Raw genomic sequence first — 22765 nt, 5'->3', positions numbered from 1 at the left:
ACCGCTTCGGATTGCCCATGTCAGCTACCCATACTCCCATGATGCAGCAATATTTACGCATTAAGTCCGATTACCCGGACATGCTGCTTTTCTACCGTATGGGTGATTTTTATGAATTGTTTTTTGACGACGCCAGGCGAGCCGCCGAGCTTCTTGATCTTACCCTGACCCATCGTGGTCAGTCGGCTGATAAACCCATTCCCATGGCCGGCGTCCCCTATCATGCGGTTGAAAATTACCTGGCCCGCTTATTAAAAAAAGGGGAATCGGTCGCCATTTGTGAACAGATTGGCGATCCGGCGACCAGTAAGGGACCGGTTGAACGGGAAGTCACCCGCATCGTCACCCCGGGCACTATCACCGATGAGGCCTTGCTTGAAGCACGCCGCGATAACCTGCTGTTAGCCATTTACCGGCAAAAATCCCAATACGGGCTCGCCTGGGTGGACCTAAGCGGCGGCCGTTTTCATTTAATGCAGGTGGCAGATGATTCTGCACTTGAGGCCGCTTTAGGTCATTTGCAGCCCGCGGAAATCTTGATTCCCGAAGAGAGTCAGTATGGCGGTTTAGGTCATTATCCGGTCAAAACCCGCCCCGCCTGGGAGTTTGATTTGCAACAGGCCTACCGCCTGCTTTGTCAACAATTTGCTGTCAGCCACCTGGAGGGAATCGCCGGCAAAGACTACCTGATAACCTATCCAGCGGCCGGTTGCCTTTTAACTTACTTAAACACGACCCAACGGCAAGCCTTACCGCATCTTAAGCACCTAACACTGGAAAAAAACGACGACTACCTGCAGGTCGACGCCGCCACCCAAAAACACCTGGAACTGTTTGAAAATTACCAGGGTGGGCAGGAAAACACCTTAATCGATGTTCTTGATCACACCAGCAATCCCATGGGCAGCCGTCTGTTAAAACGCTGGCTGGGGCGGCCTTTAAGCCAGCACGCGCTAATCCAGGAACGCCAGAACGTGGTAAAGGAATTCATCCATAACAAACAGGAAGCCATCCTTAAACCCCTGTTGCGGCAATTGGGCGATATTGAGCGCATTGCCTCACGCATCGCCTTAAAATCCGCAAGGCCGCGCGACCTGGCGCAATTACGCCATGCGCTTCGTTTATTACCTGATCTTCACAGCACCCTGGCCAACAACGCCTCGCCGCTTGGTGTCAGGATTCGTCGGGATCTCACCCCAAAACCGGCCTTGCTGGCTTTATTAACCCAGGCATTGGTTGATAATCCCCCCATGCTGATTCGCGATGGCGGCGTGATTGCAACTGGCTTTGATGATGAGCTGGACGAGTTTCGGCTGCTCAGTGAAAATGCCAACAGTCAATTGGCCGAACTCGAACAGCAGGAAAAAACACGCTCAGGCCTCTCTTCCTTAAAATTTGGCTACAATCGCGTGCAGGGATATTACATCGAGTTGTCCCGTTTGCAGGCCGAGAAAGCCCCAACTTATTACCAACGTAAACAAACCTTGAAAAATGTCGAGCGCTACATCACGCCTGAATTGAAGCGTTTTGAGGAAAAAGTATTATCCGCCGAGGTAAAAGCCCTGGCTCGCGAAAAATGGCTCTATGACAACCTGCTTGAAGAAATCCTGAATGATTTACCTGAACTGACAGCCCTGGCGGCAAGCGTTGCCCAACTGGATGTTTTAACCAATTTTGCCGAGCGCGCCGCCAGCCTGTCCTGGTGCTGTCCCGACTTGACCAGCGACGATATGATCGACATCGAGGATGGACGCCACCCAGTCATCGAGCAGGTCTTGCAGGAACAATTCATTGCCAATGATCTCAAGCTTGAGCCTCAGCAATCGATGTGGCTCATTACTGGCCCGAACATGGGCGGCAAATCGACATTCATGCGGCAAAACGCCTTGATTGTCCTGCTTGCGCATACCGGCAGTTTTGTCCCGGCGAAAAAAGCGCGCCTTGGCCGTATTGATAAAATCTTTACCCGCATCGGCGCCAGTGATGATCTGGCCTCAGGGCGCTCCACCTTTATGGTTGAAATGACTGAAACCGCCCGCATCTTAAGGCAGGCGACAGCCCATAGCCTGGTTTTAATTGATGAAATTGGCCGCGGCACCAGCACCCATGACGGCATTGCCCTAGCCTATGCCGCCTGCTCCTATCTTGCGGAAACCATTAAAGCCTACACGCTGTTTTCCACCCATTATTTTGAATTAACCACCTTACCTGAACAGTATCGGGGTATTCGCAATAAACACTTGCAGGCCGTGTTAAGCGCCAATCGCATCGCCTTTCTCTACCGCGTTGAAGACGGTCCAACCGACCGCAGTTACGGCCTTGAAGTTGCGCGCTTAGCCGGTATGCCGGAGGCAGTGTTAGGCATTGCCGCCCATCACCTGCAACAGGCGACGAACACCCTGGCCGCCCCGGCTGCACTGCCGCCCAAAGCCGCCCCCTCGCCGATGCAAGCCCTGCTCGCCTCGATTAACCCCGATGATTTGTCCGCGCGGGAAGCTCTGGATTTGATTTACACACTGAAAAGCATGGAGGAATCCGCCTTTGCAGTGAATAATCAGTTGACCATACCATGAAAAAACTGGCTTGCCTTTTACTTTTCGCTGGCAGCCTGACGCTGCTTTTTGCCGCCAAAGGACCTGACTCTGTTCAAATTAAAGGGGTTCGCGGCAAGGTATTGGAAAATATTCAGATGCGCCTGCTGGAGTACGCCAAATCCAAACCCTTACTCAGTGAAACCAATGAAAACCTCGAAAAGCAGGTCGCTGAGGCCGTTTATGCTTATGGTTACCTACGGCCGGTGATTCATATTAACCGCCGAGCCAATGGTAATTCCTTGATTATTAATGTCAACTTAGGACCTCCCTTATTGATTACCCGGCTTTCCCTGCAACTGCAGGGAGAAGGGGCTGATAATGCAAAAATTCAACGAAAACGCCATCATTTAACCATTCAACAAGGCAAGCCGCTCAACAGCGTGAAATACGAAGAAAGTAAGCAGATGCTCATTGATGCAGCCGAACAGGAAGGCTACCTGCATGCCAATTTTCAAAAAGCTGAAATCTTAATTGATCAAGCCAGCTACACGGCAGTCGTCACCCTGATTTTTGATACCGGCCCGCAGTTTTATTTTGGCCAGGTTCGTTTTGAGCCGACTTATATTTCACCGGCGTTGTTGCGCCGTTATATCCCCTTTGATTATGGCCAACCCTATTCCACGGAAAAATTGCTTGAGTTAAACAACAGCCTGGCCGGCAGCGGTTACTTCAGCCAGGTCAATGCCAAACCAGCGATGACTGGCAACCGCACTATTCCGATTAATGTCTACCTTAAAGCCGCAGCCAGAATCAATTATTCTCTGGGTTTAGGCTTTGGCACCGACACCGGCATTCGCGGGCGCCTCGGTTACCATGTGGTGCCGGTTAACCGTGCCGGTCATAAATTCAATGCCATCGCCTTAGGCTCTTTCAATCAGAATACGCTGCAAGCCCAGTACATTATCCCGGGTAAAAACCCGCTGACCGATGAATACGACATCACCGGCAACCTGTCGAATCTTGACTATGGTGCGGGTTACAGTAACTCCCTGCTGCTTTCCATGGGACAACGGCACAATAAAGACCGGTTTCAACGCATTCTCACCATAAACGGCCTGTATGAACGCTTTAATTATGATAATGCCCCCAAGCTTGAAAAGCTGACCTTTTTCCCCAAAGCGACGCTGGGATGGAAAAATACGTCCAACCAGCTTTTTTCGCCAACCGGCTATCACATCACCTTAAACGGTTTGGGCGCCAGCCGTGCGGTGCTGTCGGAAGTCAGTTTTGCCCAGGCATCCATCGATGCCCGCGCAGCCCTCACCCTGCCTTTTATCCGCACCCGGTTTTATGTTCATACCCTACAAGGGATTACCGATATCAATGATGTGAATCAATTGCCGCTGTCTTTGGCCCTGCTGCTTGGGGGATCGGACAATTTGAAAGCGTTTACCTTTAACTCCATCGGACCTGGTAAAATACTCACCTACGGCGGGTTTGAAATTCAAAAAGAAACAGTGGAACACTGGTACCTCACCGGCTTTTTTGATAGCGGCGATGTATACGATCCCAGCCCCAGGGTACTGCAAAATGATTTGGGCATCGGGTTGATGTGGGTTTCACCGGTAGGCCCTATTAAAATCGGTATTGCCCAAGCTGTGGATAGTCACTTTAACCGCATCAAAGACAGAAAACCCCGCTTTGTTGTTAATATGGGACCCGATTTATGATGCGCTTTCTAAAGAAACTCAGCAAGTCTATCCTATACAGCCTGCTTCTTGCCTTTGTGCTGCTAACCAGCATTGTTGTTTTTCTATCAACAACAACCCCGGGTCTGTACCTGACTGTTAAACTGGCCCATACCTTTTTACCCGGACAACTTCATATTCATCAGGCGAGCGGGCATTTAAGCGGCGCGTTGACCATTGACCAGTTAACCTATGAGAACAGGGGTCTGCTTATCCAGAGTCAGCATGTAAAAATCCGTTTTTCGCTCAGGCAATTGCTTTTTCATCACCGTCTTCTGTTTAAGACTTTGCAAGCAAAAGAATTCCTCATTCAATCCAAATCCGCAACCGGAACGGCATCCGCTACCCCGGTTATGCCACAACTTCCGATTCTTATCGTTGCAAAGCAGGCGCGCATTGACCAGCTGGTCATCCGCAGTCCCGCTGGCGACCAGGTGCTTAAGCAGGTTCAACTTAATAGCACGCTATCGGATGACAACTGGCAAATCAGCCGTTTTGACTTTCATTATGAAGGTCACCAATGGCGCCTCACCGCCAAGGTAAGCCCTCGTTTTCCCTACCCGCTGAATGCCCGTATTGAATTGAACCCCTTAAAATCAGACCAGGGATTAACCGGATCGCTTGGAATAAAAGGCAACCTCACCGCCTATCGCTGGCAGGGGCGGTTTCATGGCTTAAGCACCATCGACCTTACCGGCACGCTCAAAAATGGCCAGCGATTGGAGAGCCAACTTCAATGGCAATCATTACGCTGGCCACTGGCCGGCTTCAGTCAACCCGTCTCCAGTACCGAAGGTAAATTGCTCATCCAGGGGACTCTTCCGGATCTTGATTTGCAAGTCGATAGCCAATTCACAGCACCCTTGCCCTCTCACCTGAGCTTAAAAGCCCACGCCACGCGCGGAGAACGGCTTGACGGGACAGGTGTCTTTACATTCCCCCATCATCAGGTGCATTTTACCGTGGGTATTGATACCCAACGTACGCCTAAAATGAAGGGCAATCTCAGCGCCCAATCCCTCCCCGACAGCGATGCTGATTTTCTGATGCAACACATCAATGCCGAGGCCTCTTTTACTGGCGACACCGTCAAGGCATTGGCCGCAAGTGGTTGGCTTAGCGCACAATACAATGCCAAACCGCTCAAACTGACTGTTAATTATCAAAATCAGGCACTAAAGGCACAACTTCGTCTGGCTAACAATCAGCTCAACATCAATGGCTCGCCCTCATCGTCCTGGCAGGCCACAGCCACCATTCCCAATCCCGCCGTGCTTCACCCCGCACTAAGTCACTTACAATCGACTGTGTCGCTAACGGCTGAACTGAACAAAGGAGACAGCGGCCATCTGACTCTTAAGGTGGGTAAGGGACAATACCAGGATCCCGCATTGCAACCTCTGATGTTTAAAGGTGGCGAGTTAACAGCCGCACTGAATGCCCATGAATTGAAAGCCAACGGCCGGTTTATGATTGATGCGGATAAAAATGCCGCCTTCACCTTTACCTTACCGCAATTTAAATGGGGAAAGGTCATGGCCGGCCAACAAATGCTTGACAGTGCATTGACCATCAACATCAACTCGCTGGATTTCCTGAAGGATATCAACAGCGCCCTGGCCGAACCCGCCGGCCAGTTAAAAGCCCATTTACAGGCCAGCGGCTTGTTGCATCGCCCAATCTTAAAAGGCCAATTGTCGCTTAACCACGGCCGGGTGGCTTTACCGCAGTTGGGTATTCAGCTTAATCCCATTGATCTCACCATGGAAACCCATAATCAGCAGTGGGTTATCAACGGGGCTTTGTACAGCGGCAATCAACCGCTGCACGTCAAAGGCCAGGGGCAATTTGCACCGCATTTCACCGGGGCGCTTCATTTCAATGGCGACCATGTGCAAATCCTCAATCTCGATGAATACAAAATGGACTTATCGCCCAAACTGACCTTTGACTTTAAACCGTCATCCCGTACTTTAACCGGCGATCTGCTTATCCCAAAAGCCAGTATCAAACCGCATACCTTCGACAGCAGCGCCAGTTTATCGAGCGACGTGGTCTTTTCCGGGCAAAAACAAGCCGAACCCAATCCATTCCATATTGACAGTAATGTGCGCCTGGAGATGGGCGAGGACGTGAAAATCGACATCAAAGGTTTAAAAGGCTACCTTGAAGGCAGTCTGCAATTACGTCAATTGCCCTCAGGCCCCATGCGGGGAACCGGCGAGTTGAATGTGCGTGATGGAAAATACCATGCCTATGGCCAGGATTTGCTGATTCAACAAGGCCAGCTTATCTACACCGGCAGCCTGATTGACAACCCCGACATAAAAGTACGGGCTATTCGCCAATTTAATAATGCCAGCGCCTCTTTTGCAGGCTCCAACCGGTTATTTGATTTTAATACTGCAAACCTGCAATCCTATGATTTTGGCAACAAAACCACCGTCGGCATTGAAGTCAGCGGCCATTTAAACCGGCCAAAGACGCAGCTTTTTTCCATCCCATCCAACCTGTCGCAGGCCGATATCCTATCCATGCTTCTTTTGGGCAAACCAGCGAGTCAGGCCAATAAGTCCGGGGGGCAGCTTCTGCTTGCCGCCATTTCATCGATGAACCTGGATTCCGGCAGCAAGGGGACACAACTTCTTGAGCAATTGAAAAATACTCTTGGCTTTGATGTCAATGTGGAAAATAATACAGAATATAATCGTAAAACCAACGAAACAACGGACATGACGTCATTTGTCGTTGGGAAATCATTATCCAATCGCCTGTACTTGAGCTATAACATGGGCTTTTCGCAAGGAAGTAATAATTTGTTAACCCTTAAATATTTGCTAAATAAATTTTTCAGCATTCAAGTCAGCGCCAGTTTGAGCGGTAGCAGCGGCGTTGATCTTCTTTACACCCATCAAAAGGATTCGGAATGACTATGACAGCTTACCATTTACCCCTAAGACTTAAACGGCTAAGAAAAACGGCGGCAGCGCGCGACATGTTACAGGAAACGCGTCTGCATCCCAAACAATTCATTGCTCCGCTGTTTGTCAGCGAAACCCTGCCACAGAAAAAAGAAATTAAAAGCATGCCAGGCCAGTACCAACTGCCCCTGAACGCCCTGACCGAAGAGCTTGACAACCTCAGTACACTGGGTATTCCTGCTGTTCTACTGTTTGGTCTCCCTGCCCACAAAGATGCCAAAGGCAGTGGCTCGCTGAAAGACGATGGCATTATTCAACGCGCCGTGCAAAGCATTAAGCGCAGCCATCCTGACATGCTGGTGATCACAGACGTGTGTTTTTGCGAATACACGGATCATGGCCATTGTGGCATACTACACGGCGAGCAGATTGATAATGACGAGACCCTGGATTTGCTCGGTCAACAAGCGGTTAGCCATGCCAAGGCAGGTGCCGATTGGGTGGCGCCAAGCAGCATGACGGACGGCATGGTTTTAGCCATTCGTGAAGCCCTGGACAGTGAAGGGTATCAGGATACGGCCATTTTAAGTTATGCGGTAAAATACAGCTCGAGCTTTTACGGGCCTTTTCGTGAAGCCGCTGAGGGCTCACCGAAATTCGGCGATCGTAAAACCTATCAGATGAACCCGGCCAATTCGGCAGAAGCCCTGCGCGAAGCCGCCCTGGATATAGAGGAAGGCGCCGACATACTGATGGTTAAACCGGCGATGAATTACCTCGATATTATCCACCAACTCAAGCAGCATTACCCCGAAATGCCGCTTTGTGCCTATCAGGTCAGCGGAGAGTATTCCATGTTGAAATCAGCGGCCAAACAGGGGTTAATTCAGGAAGAACCGGCGATGCTTGAAAGTTTAATCGCCATCAAGCGGGCAGGCGCCGATTTGCTGATTTCCTATTTTGCCAAAGATTTTGCCAAATTATTTAACCGCCTATAAAAGCTTGAGTCCCAGGCAAGCTTCGCCTATAGTGTCATCGGTTGGTTGGCTTTGGACGACTCAATCAACCGATAACTGGTTGTATCTTAACAACTTAATCAATTAAGGAGTGAAATGTGAATGCTTTATTAAAAGGTGTAGCGGCAATGACCTTGGGCCTAACCACCGCAATCGCCTTTGCTGCCCCAAGCCATCTGACGACCGATAACCAGACGAATTATCAATCCAATGCGTTTATCAACGGCACCGTGCAATCCCCCTACCCTACGCCTAAAAAGACTAAAAAGAAGCTTTTGTGGTCTCTGGTACAATTGGCCTGTGCACCGTATGTCGACAGCCAGAAGCAATGTGGCGCTTTAATCAAAATGGCTACCGACACATCAAATCCCATCGAAGTAGGCTGGCTTAAAATGAACATGAGCACGGGCGAGATTACACCGAAAGAGCTCAGTGCCAATGGTTTTAAGATTACCGTAATTAATGCGGGAGAAGTCATCATTACGGAAGACAAAAACTGAGTACTTAAAGTAAAAAAGCCACGCATTGCGTGGCTTTTTTATTTGCAGCCGATTATTTACCGGCTCGGACAGGAGCAGGTTGATCAATCATCCACACCAGCTGCGCACCGATGAGATCGGCACGGGCTTTGCCAGTAGCGTTGACGTTAAAGGTGCTGCCTGGGCCAGCAGTGACTGTTTTGTTGATGAGCACATCATCAGCAAACAGATGGGTATAACCCACATCCACACCCAGATTCGGACGCCATTGATAATGAGCACCCACGGACAAGGCCCAACGATCCGCATCCGGCAAGCGAATGGTACGGAACGCATCTTGAGTTGGCGTCTCGTCATAACCACCACCCACTCGAATCATAAAGACATCGTTGACGTGATAGTTTGCACCGACAGCAAAACGCCAGGCATTGTCATAGTTCTCAACAGACGTAGAATTGACCAGTACTTGTCTTCCCAGATCCAGGGAGAACGCGGCGATATTATTTAACTGAATGGTTCTTACTGTATGCCATCCGGTATAAACCACAGACGCCAGTAAATCGACTTTGTCATTCAGGTGGTGGAAACCTGAAAGGGTCACCACATCCGGTAACTCAATGGGATTACTGAACAGGATGTCGCTGGTGAAGGAGGCATTATGGTTATTCAAAGCCGGACCAGACGCCAGGCGACCAGTCAACGTACTGTAGCCGTGGAATTCGTGACGCATAACCGATTGGTAGTTCAAACCAATGCGGGTGTTGTTGTCATTGAACATCCCCAACGCCCCCACGTGGAAGCCAGTACCGAATGAATCACCTTTATTATATGAATAGGAATCGAACAACATCGGGTTAGCACCGATAAACTGCAGGAAAGCCGGTGCACCGATAATGCTGTTGAATTTTACACGGGCATATTGCAGATCAACCCCGGCACCCAAAGCAAAATGTTCAGTGATTCTGCCGCCGATTTGCGGGGAAATATTGGTGGTGATCAACTCCGTGAATGTCGCCGCATAACGGGTGGGATAAAACGTGCTCCAATCGGTAGCCAAACCATAGGGAGAAGTCACACTGACACCGAATGTCGCGTTGTCGCCTAAAGGCAGCGCATAGTGGAAAGAGGGAACAAAGGCATCAACTTCACCTTTAATGTCACTGAATGATTGCCTGTAAGTCGATGTTAACCCCGGTGCAATCACCGTAGCAAACGTCGTGTTACCGGTTAATTTGGCTCCGGGAAATACGCCGACTCCGCCAAAGACAGCCTGTTGATCACGAATTAATACCAGCCCCGCAGGGTTATACCAGCCAATCGATGCATCGTAACCTTCAGCAGCAATACCTGCAGCGAAGTTACCTGTTGCCGCTGCGCTGCCCTCTGTGTACAGCGAAAAGCCCGCAGCATGCGCTCCGGTAGCCATTGCACTGAGAATGGCAGCACTAAGAATCGATTTCATGGGTTTTTGCATACCTTTCACTACACACTCCTTACTTTTTAAATGCACCCAAATGTTATAAATCAAGATGATAATAAATGAATTAAACGTCTTTTCAAATGAAATTAGAGAAAAATTTATCAATAGAATCAGATATTATCCATTCAAAATCCACTGTGAACATGCCATGTACAAATTGACAATTTGGCATCAGCAATCGTTCGCAGCTCCCTTGTATTAACCTTGCAGTCCATGTTAACGTGTTCTTTTTTTGTTCGGGTATTTTATGCAACAGCTCATTACCAAATTTGGCGGTACCAGCGTCTCATCCCGGCAAACCTGGGATAATATCGCAAAAATTACCAGGCATCACATTGACCAGGGTGCACAGCCAGTTATTGTTTGCTCGGCCATGACGCAAATATCCAACAAACTGGAGCAGGCCACCCATGCCGCTTTGCTCAATCAGCATCAAAATATCTACATGGATATCTGCAACAGCCACTATGAACTGGCAAAAGCACTGGAAATTTCCGATGAAATACTGACCAGGGAACTCACGCAACTCGACCAATTATTAACAGGCGTCGCCCTGCTTCGGGAAGCGCCGGCCAAAACACGCGCCCAGATTATGAGCCTTGGCGAAATCATGATGACGCGGATGGGTCATGCCTTTCTTCAAACCAGGGGCATTCAATGCCACTGGTTCGATGTAAAGGAAGCACTGGTCTCCACCCCGATTGCCGGGGGCGATTCCATCAATTATCTAGCCGCACGCTGCGACAGCCTCCCCAATCCCGAGCTGAGCCGCCGCCTGCTCAATACGGGGGCGGAGGCCATCATTACTCAGGGTTTCTTTGCGGCCAATGAACAAGGCGATACGGTCTTGCTGGGTCGCGGCGGCTCCGATACCTCCGCCGCCTTGCTAGCTGCCATCCTCGAGGCCAGCCTGTGTGAAATCTGGACGGATGTCCCCGGGATTTACACGGCCAATCCCCACCAGTTGCCTCATGCCCGTCTGTTAAAGCAGTTAAACTACGATGAGGCGCAGGAAATTGCCTCCATGGGCGCTAAAGTACTGCATCCCAATTGTTTGCCTCCGGTACGCAAAGCCGGCATCCCCATGGTGGTAAAGTACACCCGCATGCCCGAACACTCGGGTACGCGCATCTCCAAAGAAAGCGATGACAATGCGCCGCCCATCAAAGCTATTGAGGTGAAGCACAGCATCATCCTCATATCCATTGACACCTTGAATATGTGGCAGCAAGTCGGCTTTTTGGCCGACGTGTTCGCGGCGTTTAAAAAACACGGTTTTTCAGTGGATTTGCTGTCGTCTTCCGAATTCAACGTCACCCTGTCCTTGGACAGCAACGCGAAACTCCATGATCGCCGCACCCTGGGTGCCTTGATTGATGACTTAAACGGTTTTGGCCGCGCCCGACTCATTGAGCCCTGCAGTGCGGTGAGCCTCGTCGGCCATCATATCCGAACGGTGCTGCCGCAATTAGGTCCTACGCTTGAAGTATTTGAAGCCAAACAGATTTACCTCATGTCGCTCGCATCCAACGATTTGAATTTGACCTTTGTCGTTGATGAATCACAGGCTGAAAAGCTGCGTCAGAAACTTCATAATTTACTGATTGAAAGCAATCCCCAGAGTTTTTACTACTCCAAGAGCTGGCATGAGGAATTCGGCGAGCCGTCGCTTCGCCCCGCCCCCTGGTGGGAAACCGAACGCGAACCATTACTTCAACTCGCACAAACCGATTCCCCCTGCTACGTTTACCATCGCCCGACTTTAGCTGCAAAGGCGGATGAATTAGCCAGCATGCAATCCATCGATACCCTTTTTTATGCCATGAAAGCCAACCCGCATCCGGATGTATTACGCACTTTTTACGACAAGGGTTTAGGCTTTGAATGTGTCTCGATTAACGAACTGCAGTGCTTAATCGCCCTGTTTCCTGACATCGACCCCAAGCGCATTCTGTTTACGCCCAATTTTGCTCCCCGTTTCGAATACGAGTTTGCCTTTAAGCTTAAATGCCATATCACGGTCGACAGCCTCTATCCCTTGCAGAACTGGCCTGAACTGTTTAAAAAACAGTCTGTCATTTTGCGCATTGATCCAGGCAGCGGTGCCGGCCATCATAAATTTGTATCCACTGCCGGAAATGAATCCAAATTTGGCATTCCCCAAAGTGACCTTGGCATTGCCGTGGAATTGGTCAAAACGCACCAAATCAAGGTGATTGGTCTGCACTCCCATTCCGGCAGCGGGATTTTAACCACCGAACTCTGGCAAACCACCGCCCTGATGCTGACTGAATTAATTAACCATTTCCCGGATGTGCAGATTATTAATTTGGGCGGCGGCATCGGCATTGCCGAAAAACCGGGGCAACAACCGTTTGACATTGCCGCGCTGGATTCATCGCTACAGGCGGTTAAATCTCGCTTCAATCAGTTGTCTTTCTGGCTTGAGCCGGGACGTTTCTTAGTCGCCGACAGCGGCGTCATTCTGGCCAAGGTGACGCAATGCAAGGAAAAGGGTAAAGTCCGTTTTATCGGCATCGAAACCGGCATGAATTCCCTGGTACGCCCAGCCTTATATGGCGCCTACCATGAAATTGTGAACTTAAGCCGTTTGCATGAGGAAAAAATAGGCTTTGCCCATGTGGTGGGTCCTATTTGCGAATCAAGTGATACACTGGGCTATGATCGTCCTTTCCCACACACGGAAGAAAACGACATTCTGCTCATCGCCAATACCGGTGCCTATGGTCATTGCATGAGTTCTCATTATAATTTACGCCCTGCCGCCCGTGAAATTATGGTAGGTTAAAGCGCATGCTTGAAGATAGCCTGCAGCGCAGCTTAGCGACTGATCCCACCCAATCATTTATTGTTCAGGCCCCAGCGGGGTCTGGCAAAACTGAAATTCTGACGCAGCGTTTTTTGCGGCTGCTCGGCACGGTCAACGCGCCTGAACAGATTATCGCCCTCACCTTCACGCGCAAGGCAGCCAGTGAAATGCGCGAGCGGATTCTTGCCGCCATACAACAGGTTGCCGACAACAGGCCACCGCAGTCGCCCCATCAACGCCAGACATTTGCATGGGCAGAGAGTGCCTTAAAACAGGATGAAACCCTTGGCTGGCAACTCCTGAAACACCCGCAGCGTCTGCGCATCATGACCATTGACGCCCTGTGCCAGAATCTCACGCAGGCCATTCCTCTGCCTGAGAAGCAATTTCCCTATGCCGCCATTGCTGAACAGCCGCAACGTTATTACGAGCAAGCCGCACGCGCCTGCATAGAGCACGCGTTGTCAGATGAGCGGCTGAAACCAAGTCTTGCCATTTTATTGCAGCACCTTGATAACCGTCAGGACAGGCTGTATGAGCTATTAAGTGAGCTACTGGAAAAACGCGATCAATGGCTTGAGATCATCTTCGGCGCTAAAACGCAAGACCGGGCCTTGTATGAACAGGGGTTAAGCCTGATTGCGGCTCATGCCCTGCAGCGATTAATCCGAAGCATTCCGTCTGATTTGGCTGACGAATTACGTCAGCTTTGTCAGCAACTCGCCCAAACGGAAAACAACCCGCAATCACCCCGCTACCCGCTTCATGACTGGTCTTCCTTTAAGCAAATGAATAGCCAGCAGGCAGTGGCGCTGGCTGGTGTTTTGTTAAAATCAGACAATCAGTTGCGTCAGGGATTTGATCATCACGTGGGTTTGCAAAAAAGTGCTGTAAGCCCCACGCTTTACCGTGAACTCAAAGAAAAAAGCAAAGCCCTGCTTCAGGCCTTGCAAGACATCCCTGACTTTCGCGAGGCCTTATTGCGGGTCGCCAATCTTCCCGATCCGCATTATGATCCGGAACAATGGGCCGTGCTCCAGGCCTTAATGACCCTGTTGCCGCTTTTAGCGGCTCACCTGCAACTGCTTTTTAAAGAAGCCAATGCCTGTGATTTCACCGCCATTACCGAGCAAAGCCTGTTGGCCTTGGGCGATGAAGACAATCCCACGGATTTAACCCTGTATCTGGATAATGCTATCCACCATTTGCTGGTGGATGAATTCCAGGATACCTCCATACAACAATACAGGCTGCTGGAAAAACTGACCCAGGGGTGGCAGCCGGACGATGGTAAAACCCTGTTTGTAGTGGGCGATCCCATGCAATCGATTTACCGTTTCAGGCAGGCTGAGGTCGGATTATTCATTAAAGCCAAACACCAGGGAATTGGTGCAATCAGGCTTACCCCGCTGGAATTAAGCTGCAATTTTCGCTCATCAGCAACCATCGTCAACTGGGTAAATACCCGGTTTCAATCCATTTTTCCCGCTGTGGATGACATGGAATCGGGCGCTATTTCTTTTCATGCGTCAACACCTGTTCATGCTGCAGGCGAAGACAGCACCATTACCGCCTGGCAATGCGCCAATCGCCTGCAGGAAGCAGACAAGCTGCTGCAATTGATTGAATACGAGCTTTCGGCCTATCCTGAGGATGACATCGCTATCCTGGTGCGTTCACGCAGCCAGTTGAAAGACATTGTGAGCCTGCTCTCCCGAAAAAACATCCCGTTTCAGGGGGTTGATATTGAGCAATTAACGGCCTTACCCCATATCCAGGACATTGCCACGTTGACCAAAGCCCTGCTTTGTCCCGCCGATCGCATTGCCTGGTTAGCGCTGCTGCGAAGCCCATGGTGTGGATTGCCCTTAACCGATCTGTATTACCTGGCCAATCAGGACCGCAAACAATCGATTTATCAAGCCTTACAACATCTTCATCAGTTGCCTCAATTAAGTGAAGAAGGGCTGCTTCGCGCCCGCTATGTCGGTCAGATCCTGACACAAGCCCTGGAAAACCGTCACCAGCAATCCTTGGTAGACTGGGTTCGCGATACCATGAAACGCCTGCATGCCGAACAAATCCTGAATGCCAATCAAAGAAATGATCTCGAACAATTCTGGCGTTTGCTGGAAAGTCACTGTGAACAGGAGCAACTGCTGGATATGGGCCGCTTCGAAACAGCCATGAATCAATTGTATTCCAAGCAGTCCAGTCCCTCCCGACTGCAAATCATGACTATCCATAAATCCAAAGGCCTGGAGTTTGACAGCGTCATCCTTCCCGGCCTTGGCAGTAAAGCCGTCAATTCCGATCAACCCTTGCTGCGATGGCTTAAGTTGCCCAGTGAGCCTGATAACCTGCTGCTTCTCTCCCCTCTGCGCGCGGCCCATAAAAAAGAATGCCGTTTGTATAATTATCTCGCTTACCTTGATGCGGAAAAAGACGACTACGAATTGCAACGCCTGTTGTATGTAGCCGCCACCCGCGCCAAAAAACGCCTGCATTTGCTTGACAATCAGTCAAATGACAGCCGTAAATCCACATTCAGGGCACTGCTTGGTCAACAGGAATTCAGTGTGCAGGAAGAGGAATCTTACAGCGATCCGCTGGTGAAGCCACCCCCGCCCCTGACAAGGTTGCCGCGCCATTATTATCAACAAGCCATTATTGAAGAAAAAAAAGACAGAAATGACATTCATTTTCCTGAAACCAGTTCCCACGCACGACAAATCGGCCTGGTCGCCCATGAACTGCTGCAATGGATTTGCACTGTCCATCCGCACACCCTGGACGAATTACCCTGGCTGTTCGCAAAAAACCAGCTGTTGCTGGCTGGATTGACCTCTGTGCAATGCGAGGAAGCGATCCATCGGCTTCAGCAACAGATTCGCCTGGTGTTCGAACAAGACACCATTGCCCACTGGATTTGCAGTGCCCATGCCCAGGAAAAAAACGAATACGAGCTTCTCGCCAGGGAGCAAGGGCGCATCCGCACCTACATCCTCGATCGAACGTTTATTGCTGAAGGGTACCGCTGGATTATTGACTTTAAGACAGGCAGTGAGGATGAGCTGGCTCGCGAAGCACACCGTAAACAAATCAACACCTATGCCATGCTTCTTGCACACGAGGAGACACTACCCATTCGTTGCGGCGTTTATTACCTGGCCAGTGGCAACTGGCTTGGTTGGGACTTTCAACCGCAAACTCTGCCTGCCTAAGCAGGTCCTTGCGCTTCAGGCAACCACGGGGCAGCGATACGGCGCTGCGACCATTGGTAAATCAGGCGGCCAATAGCCAATCCGCCCGCCAGCAATCCGACAAGCCAAAGTTCATATTGCAGGATATGCGCCGCGTTCATATCCGAAGGCGGAATAAAACCAAACGCGAATGCAATCAGGCAACTTGCGCTCCCTACGACAACGACCAGGCTCATCACCCAGGGTTTGTGACCCACGCGAAAAGGTCGGGGGCGATGCCTGTGGTGATACCTTAAGCGCCAGGCCGTCATGAAGATAACCACATAATACAGCAAGGCGCATTGTGCCGCCGCGGCGGAAAACAGCCAAAAGGCGCTATTGACGGAAGGCAGGAAGACAAAGGCAAACGACAACAGACTGAACAACACCCCTTGCAGCATCAGCAGGCGAATAGGCATCTGTTTACGGTTTGCCTTTTGCAGCAAGGGTGGCAACGAGCCATCCTGCGCGGCAAGGAGTAAACAGCGGGAACTGGCCAAAAACCAGCTAAAGAAAATGCCAAAACTGCCTATCGCCACCGCCAGAATAACCAGAGGTTTGAGCCAGGCCAACTCAAACGCATTCAAAAAAGCGGTGAACGCGTCAATGACGCCCGATATCAGGCTGATGTCTTTCGCCGGCACCACCATCGCGATGGCGAGCGAGGCCGGGATAACCGTCGCGAGAATAATAGCGGCAGAAATCAACAAGGCGCGCGGAAAGTTTTTTTGCGGCTCGTGCACATCGCCGGCATGAGCGGCAATGATTTCCATACCCATCAAACTGTACAACAGGGTGATGAACAGCCGCAGCTTATCAGACCAGGCCATCGAGCCGCCACCAACAGCCGATGCGTGCATTTCGGAGGGATGCCCGGTTGCCATCCAGCCGATGGCCAGGGCAATAAAAAACAGCATGGGCATGATGACACCGATAACCGCACTGACGCTACTCAAACGGCTTGATACGGTTAATCCCTGACTGACCACCAGAATAGCCCCCCAATGCAGCACCTGGATGGAAACAAAAATATAAAGGGGATTAACGGCCAGTTCCGATGAGACAAGGTAAGCCAGGGTCGCGCTGATAAACGACAGGATAGCCGGGTACCACGACATGGCCATCAGCCATTGCATCCAGACGATGAGAAACGCCGCCCCCTTGCCAAAGGCTTCCCTTACCCAGACATAAATACCGCCGGTCTGAGGCCAGGCAGTGGCCAATTCAGCGGTAACCAACGCCGAGGGAATAAAAAAAGTCAGGGTGGCAAGCAGGTAGAAAATAATTAATTCAGAACCATATTGCGCATTGGTTGGCAGGTTCTTCAAGCTGTCAATGGCCACCACCGTCATCATAACAAGCTTAAAGAGGCGTAAATCAGCCTTGGACTGACTCATGGTATTTGGTCTTTCACCGTCAATAAAAGGTAACCATAGTTCACTACAATCTGCCTGCCGTCAAGCCGCATTTTTTATTTTAACGTTTGCGAATAGCGAAAGGTAGGCTATCATGACGCGATTTAATTGGTTTATTGCCTATCATGACTATCCACGACACTGTCATTGCCACGCTTGCGCCTTTGATTGACCCTTTTTCCGGACAAAGTTTGGAACAACTCGGCTTTGCGGCCGACATTGTCCCTGATGAATCAAGATTAACCATTGAACTGACGGCCGGGTTCCCCACCCATCCGCTGAAAGAAGCCCTGCTGTTAAAAATTAATCAGGAACTGTCCCAGGCATTACCCAATACCCTCATCGATACCCGCCTCGATTTTTTTATTCGCGCACACCGCACCCAATTGCCCGGGCGAGGATTGCGCGGCGTTAAAAACACCATCGCCATTGCATCGGGCAAAGGCGGGGTAGGTAAATCCACGGTAACCGTTAATTTGGCTGCCGCACTGGCCAAAGCGGGTGCCCGTGTGGGCATACTGGATGCCGACATTTATGGCCCCAGTATCCCCATGATGCTTGGGGGAAGCCAGGACGTGGCATTCAAAGACGAGCGGTATGTCCCGGTCAGCGCCCATGGGCTACAGGCTATGTCCATCGGTTATCTGACTGACAGTGAAGAAGCACTCATCTGGCGAGGCCCCATGCTGGCGAAATCCCTGCTGCAGATGCTTGACATGACCGCCTGGGATGAATTGGATTATCTCCTGATTGATTTACCGCCGGGCACTGGCGATATTCAATTGAGTCTTGTCCAAAAAATCCCCCTTACCGCGGCCATTGTGGTCACTACCCCACAGAATATTGCGACGCTGGATGCACAAAAAGCGATTAAAATGTTTGCCAAAACCAACATTGACGTGTTGGGGCTGGTCGAGAACATGTCCCTCCATTGTTGCAGTGCCTGCGGCCATCAGGAAGCCATTTTTGGTGAGGGCGGCGCCCAGAAATTAAGTGAAACATTCAATATTCCCCTGTTAGGTCAATTGCCTTTAAACAGCGAAATCCGAAGCTTGGCCGATGCGGGTTCCCCCATCGCCCTGCAAACCACCGCAACAGGCCAGTTGTTTATGAAAACAGCCATGCAGGCTGCCATCGCCCTGGCCAAAAAGCCCCTCAACTACGCCGACAAATTCCCTCCGATTGTGGTTGAGTAATTCGCATGCCGCCTGTGAAAAGCACAGACGGCAGATCCTAAAGTCCTGTTAATGCCGCGAAGGCAGGAACCGTCGTTCGTGCCTCTTAAGGAATGGGTCCCCGCCTGCGCGGGGGGTGACAGAGAAAAGGCGGAGATGATAGATACGCAGGTCTGTGGTGGTGGCCCAAAGTCCGCTTTTTTATGGTAAAATGGCAAGTTAAATAAACCTGAAGCGATCGATAATGACTGAAAATTACACAGCTGAAGCGATTGAAGTTTTAAGCGGTCTTGAACCGGTACAACGCCGTCCCGGTATGTATACCGACACGTCTCGCCCCAATCACCTGGCGCAGGAAGTCATTGATAACAGCGTCGATGAAGTCATCGCCGGTCATGCTACCTCCATTATCGTCACGCTTTTTGAAGACGGCTCCGTTCAGGTTGAAGACAATGGCCGCGGCATGCCCGTGGATTTGCATCCACAATTAGGCTTAAGCGGGGTGGAGGTCATCATGACCCGACTGCATGCCGGCGGCAAATTTTCTGACAAGAATTATAGTTTTTCCGGTGGCTTGCATGGGGTAGGCGTCTCTGTGGTCAATGCGCTTTCCGAGCGCGTCGAAGTCACCATTAAACGCAATGGCATTATTTATTACATGACGTTTGCCAACGGTGACAAACAGCAGGAACTCAATGAAATCGGTACCACCAAAAAACGTGATACCGGCACCATCATCCGTTTCTGGCCCAATGCCAAGTATTTTGATACCACCCGCATTTCAGTCAAACAGTTAATGCACGTCCTGCGTGCCAAAGCCGTCCTGTGTTCCGGGCTGTCCATGACCTTTATTAATCAGGCGACCAACGAGGAAACCCATTGGTGCTATGAAAAGGGCCTGACCGATTATTTAACCCAGGCACTGCCTGCAGACTATTTGCCAGAAGAACCCTTTACCGGTGAATTCAGCAGCGACGAAGGCACCGTGGATTGGGCACTCGCCTGGGGTCTCGATACCTCATCCGCCAGTCTCAGTGAAAGCTACGTCAACTTAATTCCCACAGCCCAGGGCGGTACCCATGTGAATGGCCTTCGTTCGGGCCTTTTTGATGCCATGGCCGCCTTTTGCGATCTGCGCAACCTGTTGCCCCGCGGCGTAAAACTCACAGCCGATGATTTATGGGAACCCTGCCAGTACGTGCTGTCCATCAAGATGAAAGAACCACAATTTGCCGGACAAACGAAAGAGCGTTTAAGTTCCCGCCAGACCGCCGCCTTTGTCAGTAATGTGGTTCGTGATGCGTTCGCACTGTGGTTAAATCAGCATCGCAATCAGGGCGAGCAAATTGCTGCTCTAGCCATCGAACGGGCTCACAAACGCTTAAAGCAGGCCAAACAAGTCGCTCGCAAACGGGTAAGCCAGGGCCCTGCCCTGCCCGGCAAACTGGCTGACTGCCTGCAACAGGACTTAAATCAGGCTGAATTATTTTTAGTGGAAGGCGATTCCGCCGGCGGTTCCGCCAAGCAGGCACGCAATAAAGATTATCAAGCAATTCTGCCTCTGCGCGGCAAGATCCTCAATTCCTGGGAAGTGGAGTCCAATCAGGTGCTTGCCTCCCAGGAAATTCATGATATTTCCGTCGCCATTGGCGTGGATCCCGGCTCCGATGATCTCACCGGGCTTCGTTATGGCAAAATCTGCATTCTTGCCGATGCCGATTCGGATGGCGCCCACATCGCTACCCTAATCTGCGCACTGTTCCTGCGTCATTTTAAACCGCTGGTGGAAGCAGGCCATATTTATGTCGCCATGCCGCCCCTCTACCGTATTGATCAGGGAAAAACCGTTCACTACGCCCTGGATGATGAAGAAAAAGAAAAAATCCTCGCCCATTTAGGCAAAAACAACAAAGGCAAACCCAATGTTCAGCGTTTTAAAGGATTGGGTGAAATGAACCCCATGCAACTTCGCGAAACCACCATGGATCCCGACACCCGTCGTCTGGTGCAGTTAACCCTGGAAGACAACGAAGGCACCATGGCGTTGATGGACATGATGCTGGCTAAAAAACGCGCCGCCGATCGTAAAACATGGCTTGAGACCAAGGGGAATCTGGCGGAGGTTTAAGAATACCAGCTACACTTATAGCCATGGACTGTGTGGCCTCGATCACAAACCGCTAAATCAAACGCTTCCGATTTTAGCTGCAATCCAGGCCACTCCTGATGAAGGAAAAACATGGACAAGCTTTTTGGCTGGGAAGGCCTGTTGGATTATGGTCTCTACATTCGCGCGGTGATCATAACCTTGTACGCCATCGTGTTATTTCGCACTACCTCCTCCCGTTTATACGGCCAACATTCGGCCCTTGATTTCATCATTTTTATTATCCTTGGGGCGATACTTGGGGAAGCCATTGTCAATAATATTCCCATGCTCGCCTCCATGCTGGCCTGTGCGCTAATTGTGGTTATTCATCGCTTTTTGGCGTTCCTTACTTACAGGAATCACTGGATTGGCAAATACATCAAGGGCGAGAAAATCTGTCTTATCAAAAATGGCCGCTTTGTGCACAACAATCTGCGCTGCTGTCGCATTACCCGCCATGACATTGAGCAGGCTTTACGGTTGCAGCATGGCACCCAGAAACTGAATCAGGTGAGAGAAGCCATTTTAGAACGCGGCGGGCAAATTTCTTTTATTTTAAAAAATTCATCGAAGCCCGCAGAATAGCGCGGCGTTCCTTCTCGGAAGAAGGGACGCATCCAGACAGAATTAGTGCGCGGGCATAAAGGAGAATGGTGAAGTCGGTTTAAATTGCCGAGACACCTCACCAGCATAAATTTGCCCTTTATCCAGAGGTAAGGACATAATCGGTGTGCCTTCCGTCCATTTTAATTGATCCAAAGAAACCCAGAAGGTATTGGGGCGGGTGGCCGAATCAAAATAGTAAATACGGTTTTTTTGATCAGCCGCAGTACGCCAGATGGTGGAGGCGATATTTGGTTCACCCGGTGTGGTAATACCCAAAGGCACACTCACTGCCCGCATAAGACTCATGACACTGGCAACAGCCTGGTAAGCGTAAGATTGCTCCGGCACTCCCTGAATATAATTTTTATCCAAGGACATCGGCAAAGCGCCGAGGAAGAAAGACGCACGCGCGAAACGATCGGCTGCCCGGTTGGTTCCCGGTAAAAACACAGTACCGCCAATGCTTTGCCAGTACTCATTCAAGGCCAGTTGTTTACTATAAATCGGTGAGTTGGTCATGATTTGGTATTGTTTGCCATGATGAACCACGAGATTGCCTTTGACGTATTCAAAAATGGCAGAATCTCCGCTGGCATCCGAAATGGACAAATGGATCGTGCTGGCTTTTCCATTAGGCAAATTGGGAGCGATGAGCTGCAAGGGTTTTGCTTGCAAGGCATCGACAGCCTCCTTGACCGTGGCGAAATTATCCAGCACATACTGCCCCCACAAACTAATTGACATGGGAGGATGGCCTGATTGTGGCTGACCATAGTCACTTTCTGCCAGATACAGCATATTCATCACCAGGCCTTTTTCATTCATGCCATCGGCACTGGCCAGCTGATACACGGAAGCCACCACGCTGCCGTATTTTGATTTCCACACAGGCGTTCCAGTCCCGGCCAGGCCCGAGCGTTCAATGCCGCGGGGGAAAACCCAAAGATTAGTCTGCATATCCTCGACCCAATCCATGGAGCGGCCAGTAATCACGGTTTCGTCACTGCCCACATATAGAGCCCTGCTGCAGCCATGGCTTTGCGGCAAACACAAAGCAGCTAAGGTAGCGAACAACAGCAGTTGAACCTTGTTCATGGACAATCCTTTCTTATGACACGAATAATTAACTTTTTAATCTAGAATAATTTTTCCCGCTTCACAAGCATTACT

The 22765-nt window shown here is 50.5% G+C and carries 13 protein-coding genes; 10 read left to right on the top strand and 3 right to left on the bottom strand.

Annotated elements, in window-relative coordinates; translation table 11 throughout:
- Positions 1-17 precede the first annotated feature (17 nt).
- From mutS to Lery_RS00645, 5 genes are all read left to right on the top strand, one after another.
- Positions 18-2573 carry a DNA mismatch repair protein MutS gene (gene mutS, locus Lery_RS00665; RefSeq protein WP_058525316.1) on the top strand — a complete coding sequence of 852 codons (2556 nt, stop codon included), beginning with the start codon at positions 18-20 and terminating at the stop codon, positions 2571-2573.
- Positions 2570-4264 carry an autotransporter assembly complex protein TamA gene (locus tag Lery_RS00660; RefSeq protein WP_058525315.1) on the top strand — a complete coding sequence of 565 codons (1695 nt, stop codon included), beginning with the start codon at positions 2570-2572 and terminating at the stop codon, positions 4262-4264. Before mutS ends, Lery_RS00660 begins: the two co-directional genes overlap by 4 nt.
- The gene (locus Lery_RS00655) at positions 4261-7212 is read left to right on the top strand and encodes a translocation/assembly module TamB domain-containing protein (RefSeq protein ID WP_058525314.1); all 2952 of its coding nucleotides are present in this window, start codon (positions 4261-4263) and stop codon (positions 7210-7212) included. Before Lery_RS00660 ends, Lery_RS00655 begins: the two co-directional genes overlap by 4 nt.
- A 2-nt stretch (positions 7213-7214) precedes the next feature.
- Positions 7215-8201, top strand: a complete 987-nt coding sequence (hemB, locus tag Lery_RS00650) for a porphobilinogen synthase (RefSeq protein ID WP_058525355.1) — start codon at positions 7215-7217, stop codon at positions 8199-8201.
- A 116-nt stretch (positions 8202-8317) separates the two neighbouring features.
- Positions 8318-8719 carry a hypothetical protein gene (locus Lery_RS00645; protein ID WP_058525313.1) on the top strand — a complete coding sequence of 134 codons (402 nt, stop codon included), beginning with the start codon at positions 8318-8320 and terminating at the stop codon, positions 8717-8719.
- Positions 8720-8771: 52 nt separating this feature from the next.
- Here the strand turns inward: Lery_RS00645 and Lery_RS00640 are convergent, their stop codons facing one another.
- A complete protein-coding gene (locus Lery_RS00640) occupies positions 8772-10181 on the bottom strand; it encodes an OmpP1/FadL family transporter (protein ID WP_058525312.1) in 1410 nt (469 codons plus the stop codon).
- Positions 10182-10425: 244 nt separating this feature from the next.
- Between Lery_RS00640 and Lery_RS00635 the strand changes: the two genes are divergently transcribed.
- The gene (locus Lery_RS00635) at positions 10426-12987 is read left to right on the top strand and encodes a bifunctional aspartate kinase/diaminopimelate decarboxylase (RefSeq protein WP_058525311.1); all 2562 of its coding nucleotides are present in this window, start codon (positions 10426-10428) and stop codon (positions 12985-12987) included.
- Between the two features lie 5 nt (positions 12988-12992).
- On the top strand, positions 12993-16232 hold the full coding sequence (locus Lery_RS00630; protein ID WP_058525310.1) for a UvrD-helicase domain-containing protein: 3240 nt from the start codon (positions 12993-12995) through the stop codon (positions 16230-16232).
- Here the strand turns inward: Lery_RS00630 and Lery_RS00625 are convergent.
- Positions 16229-17647, bottom strand: coding sequence for an amino acid permease (locus tag Lery_RS00625; RefSeq protein ID WP_058525309.1), 1419 nt, complete (start codon positions 17645-17647; stop codon positions 16229-16231). The genes Lery_RS00630 and Lery_RS00625 overlap by 4 nt on opposite strands.
- Before the next feature lie 143 nt (positions 17648-17790).
- Between Lery_RS00625 and apbC the strand changes: the two genes are divergently transcribed.
- The 3 genes from apbC (at position 17791) to Lery_RS00610 (ending at position 21574) form a co-directional block, all read left to right on the top strand.
- The gene (apbC, locus tag Lery_RS00620) at positions 17791-18861 is read left to right on the top strand and encodes an iron-sulfur cluster carrier protein ApbC (RefSeq protein ID WP_058525308.1); all 1071 of its coding nucleotides are present in this window, start codon (positions 17791-17793) and stop codon (positions 18859-18861) included.
- 223 nt (positions 18862-19084) lie between these two features.
- Positions 19085-20968: a DNA topoisomerase IV subunit B gene (parE, locus tag Lery_RS00615; RefSeq protein WP_058525307.1), complete on the top strand. Its 1884-nt coding sequence runs from the start codon at positions 19085-19087 to the stop codon at positions 20966-20968.
- Between the two features lie 111 nt (positions 20969-21079).
- Entirely contained in the window at positions 21080-21574 is a 495-nt protein-coding gene (locus Lery_RS00610; protein WP_058525306.1) for a DUF421 domain-containing protein, read from the top strand.
- Between the two features lie 42 nt (positions 21575-21616).
- On the opposite strand, the gene Lery_RS00605 is transcribed toward Lery_RS00610, so the two are convergent.
- A complete protein-coding gene (locus Lery_RS00605; RefSeq protein ID WP_058525305.1) occupies positions 21617-22690 on the bottom strand; it encodes a linear amide C-N hydrolase in 1074 nt (357 codons plus the stop codon).
- Between the last annotated feature and the right edge of the window lie 75 nt (positions 22691-22765).

Origin of the sequence: Legionella erythra (assembly GCF_001467615.1) — a bacterium.
In the GTDB taxonomy this organism is placed as follows: domain Bacteria; phylum Pseudomonadota; class Gammaproteobacteria; order Legionellales; family Legionellaceae; genus Legionella_C; species Legionella_C erythra.
This window is presented reverse-complemented; position numbering and strand designations above follow the sequence as displayed.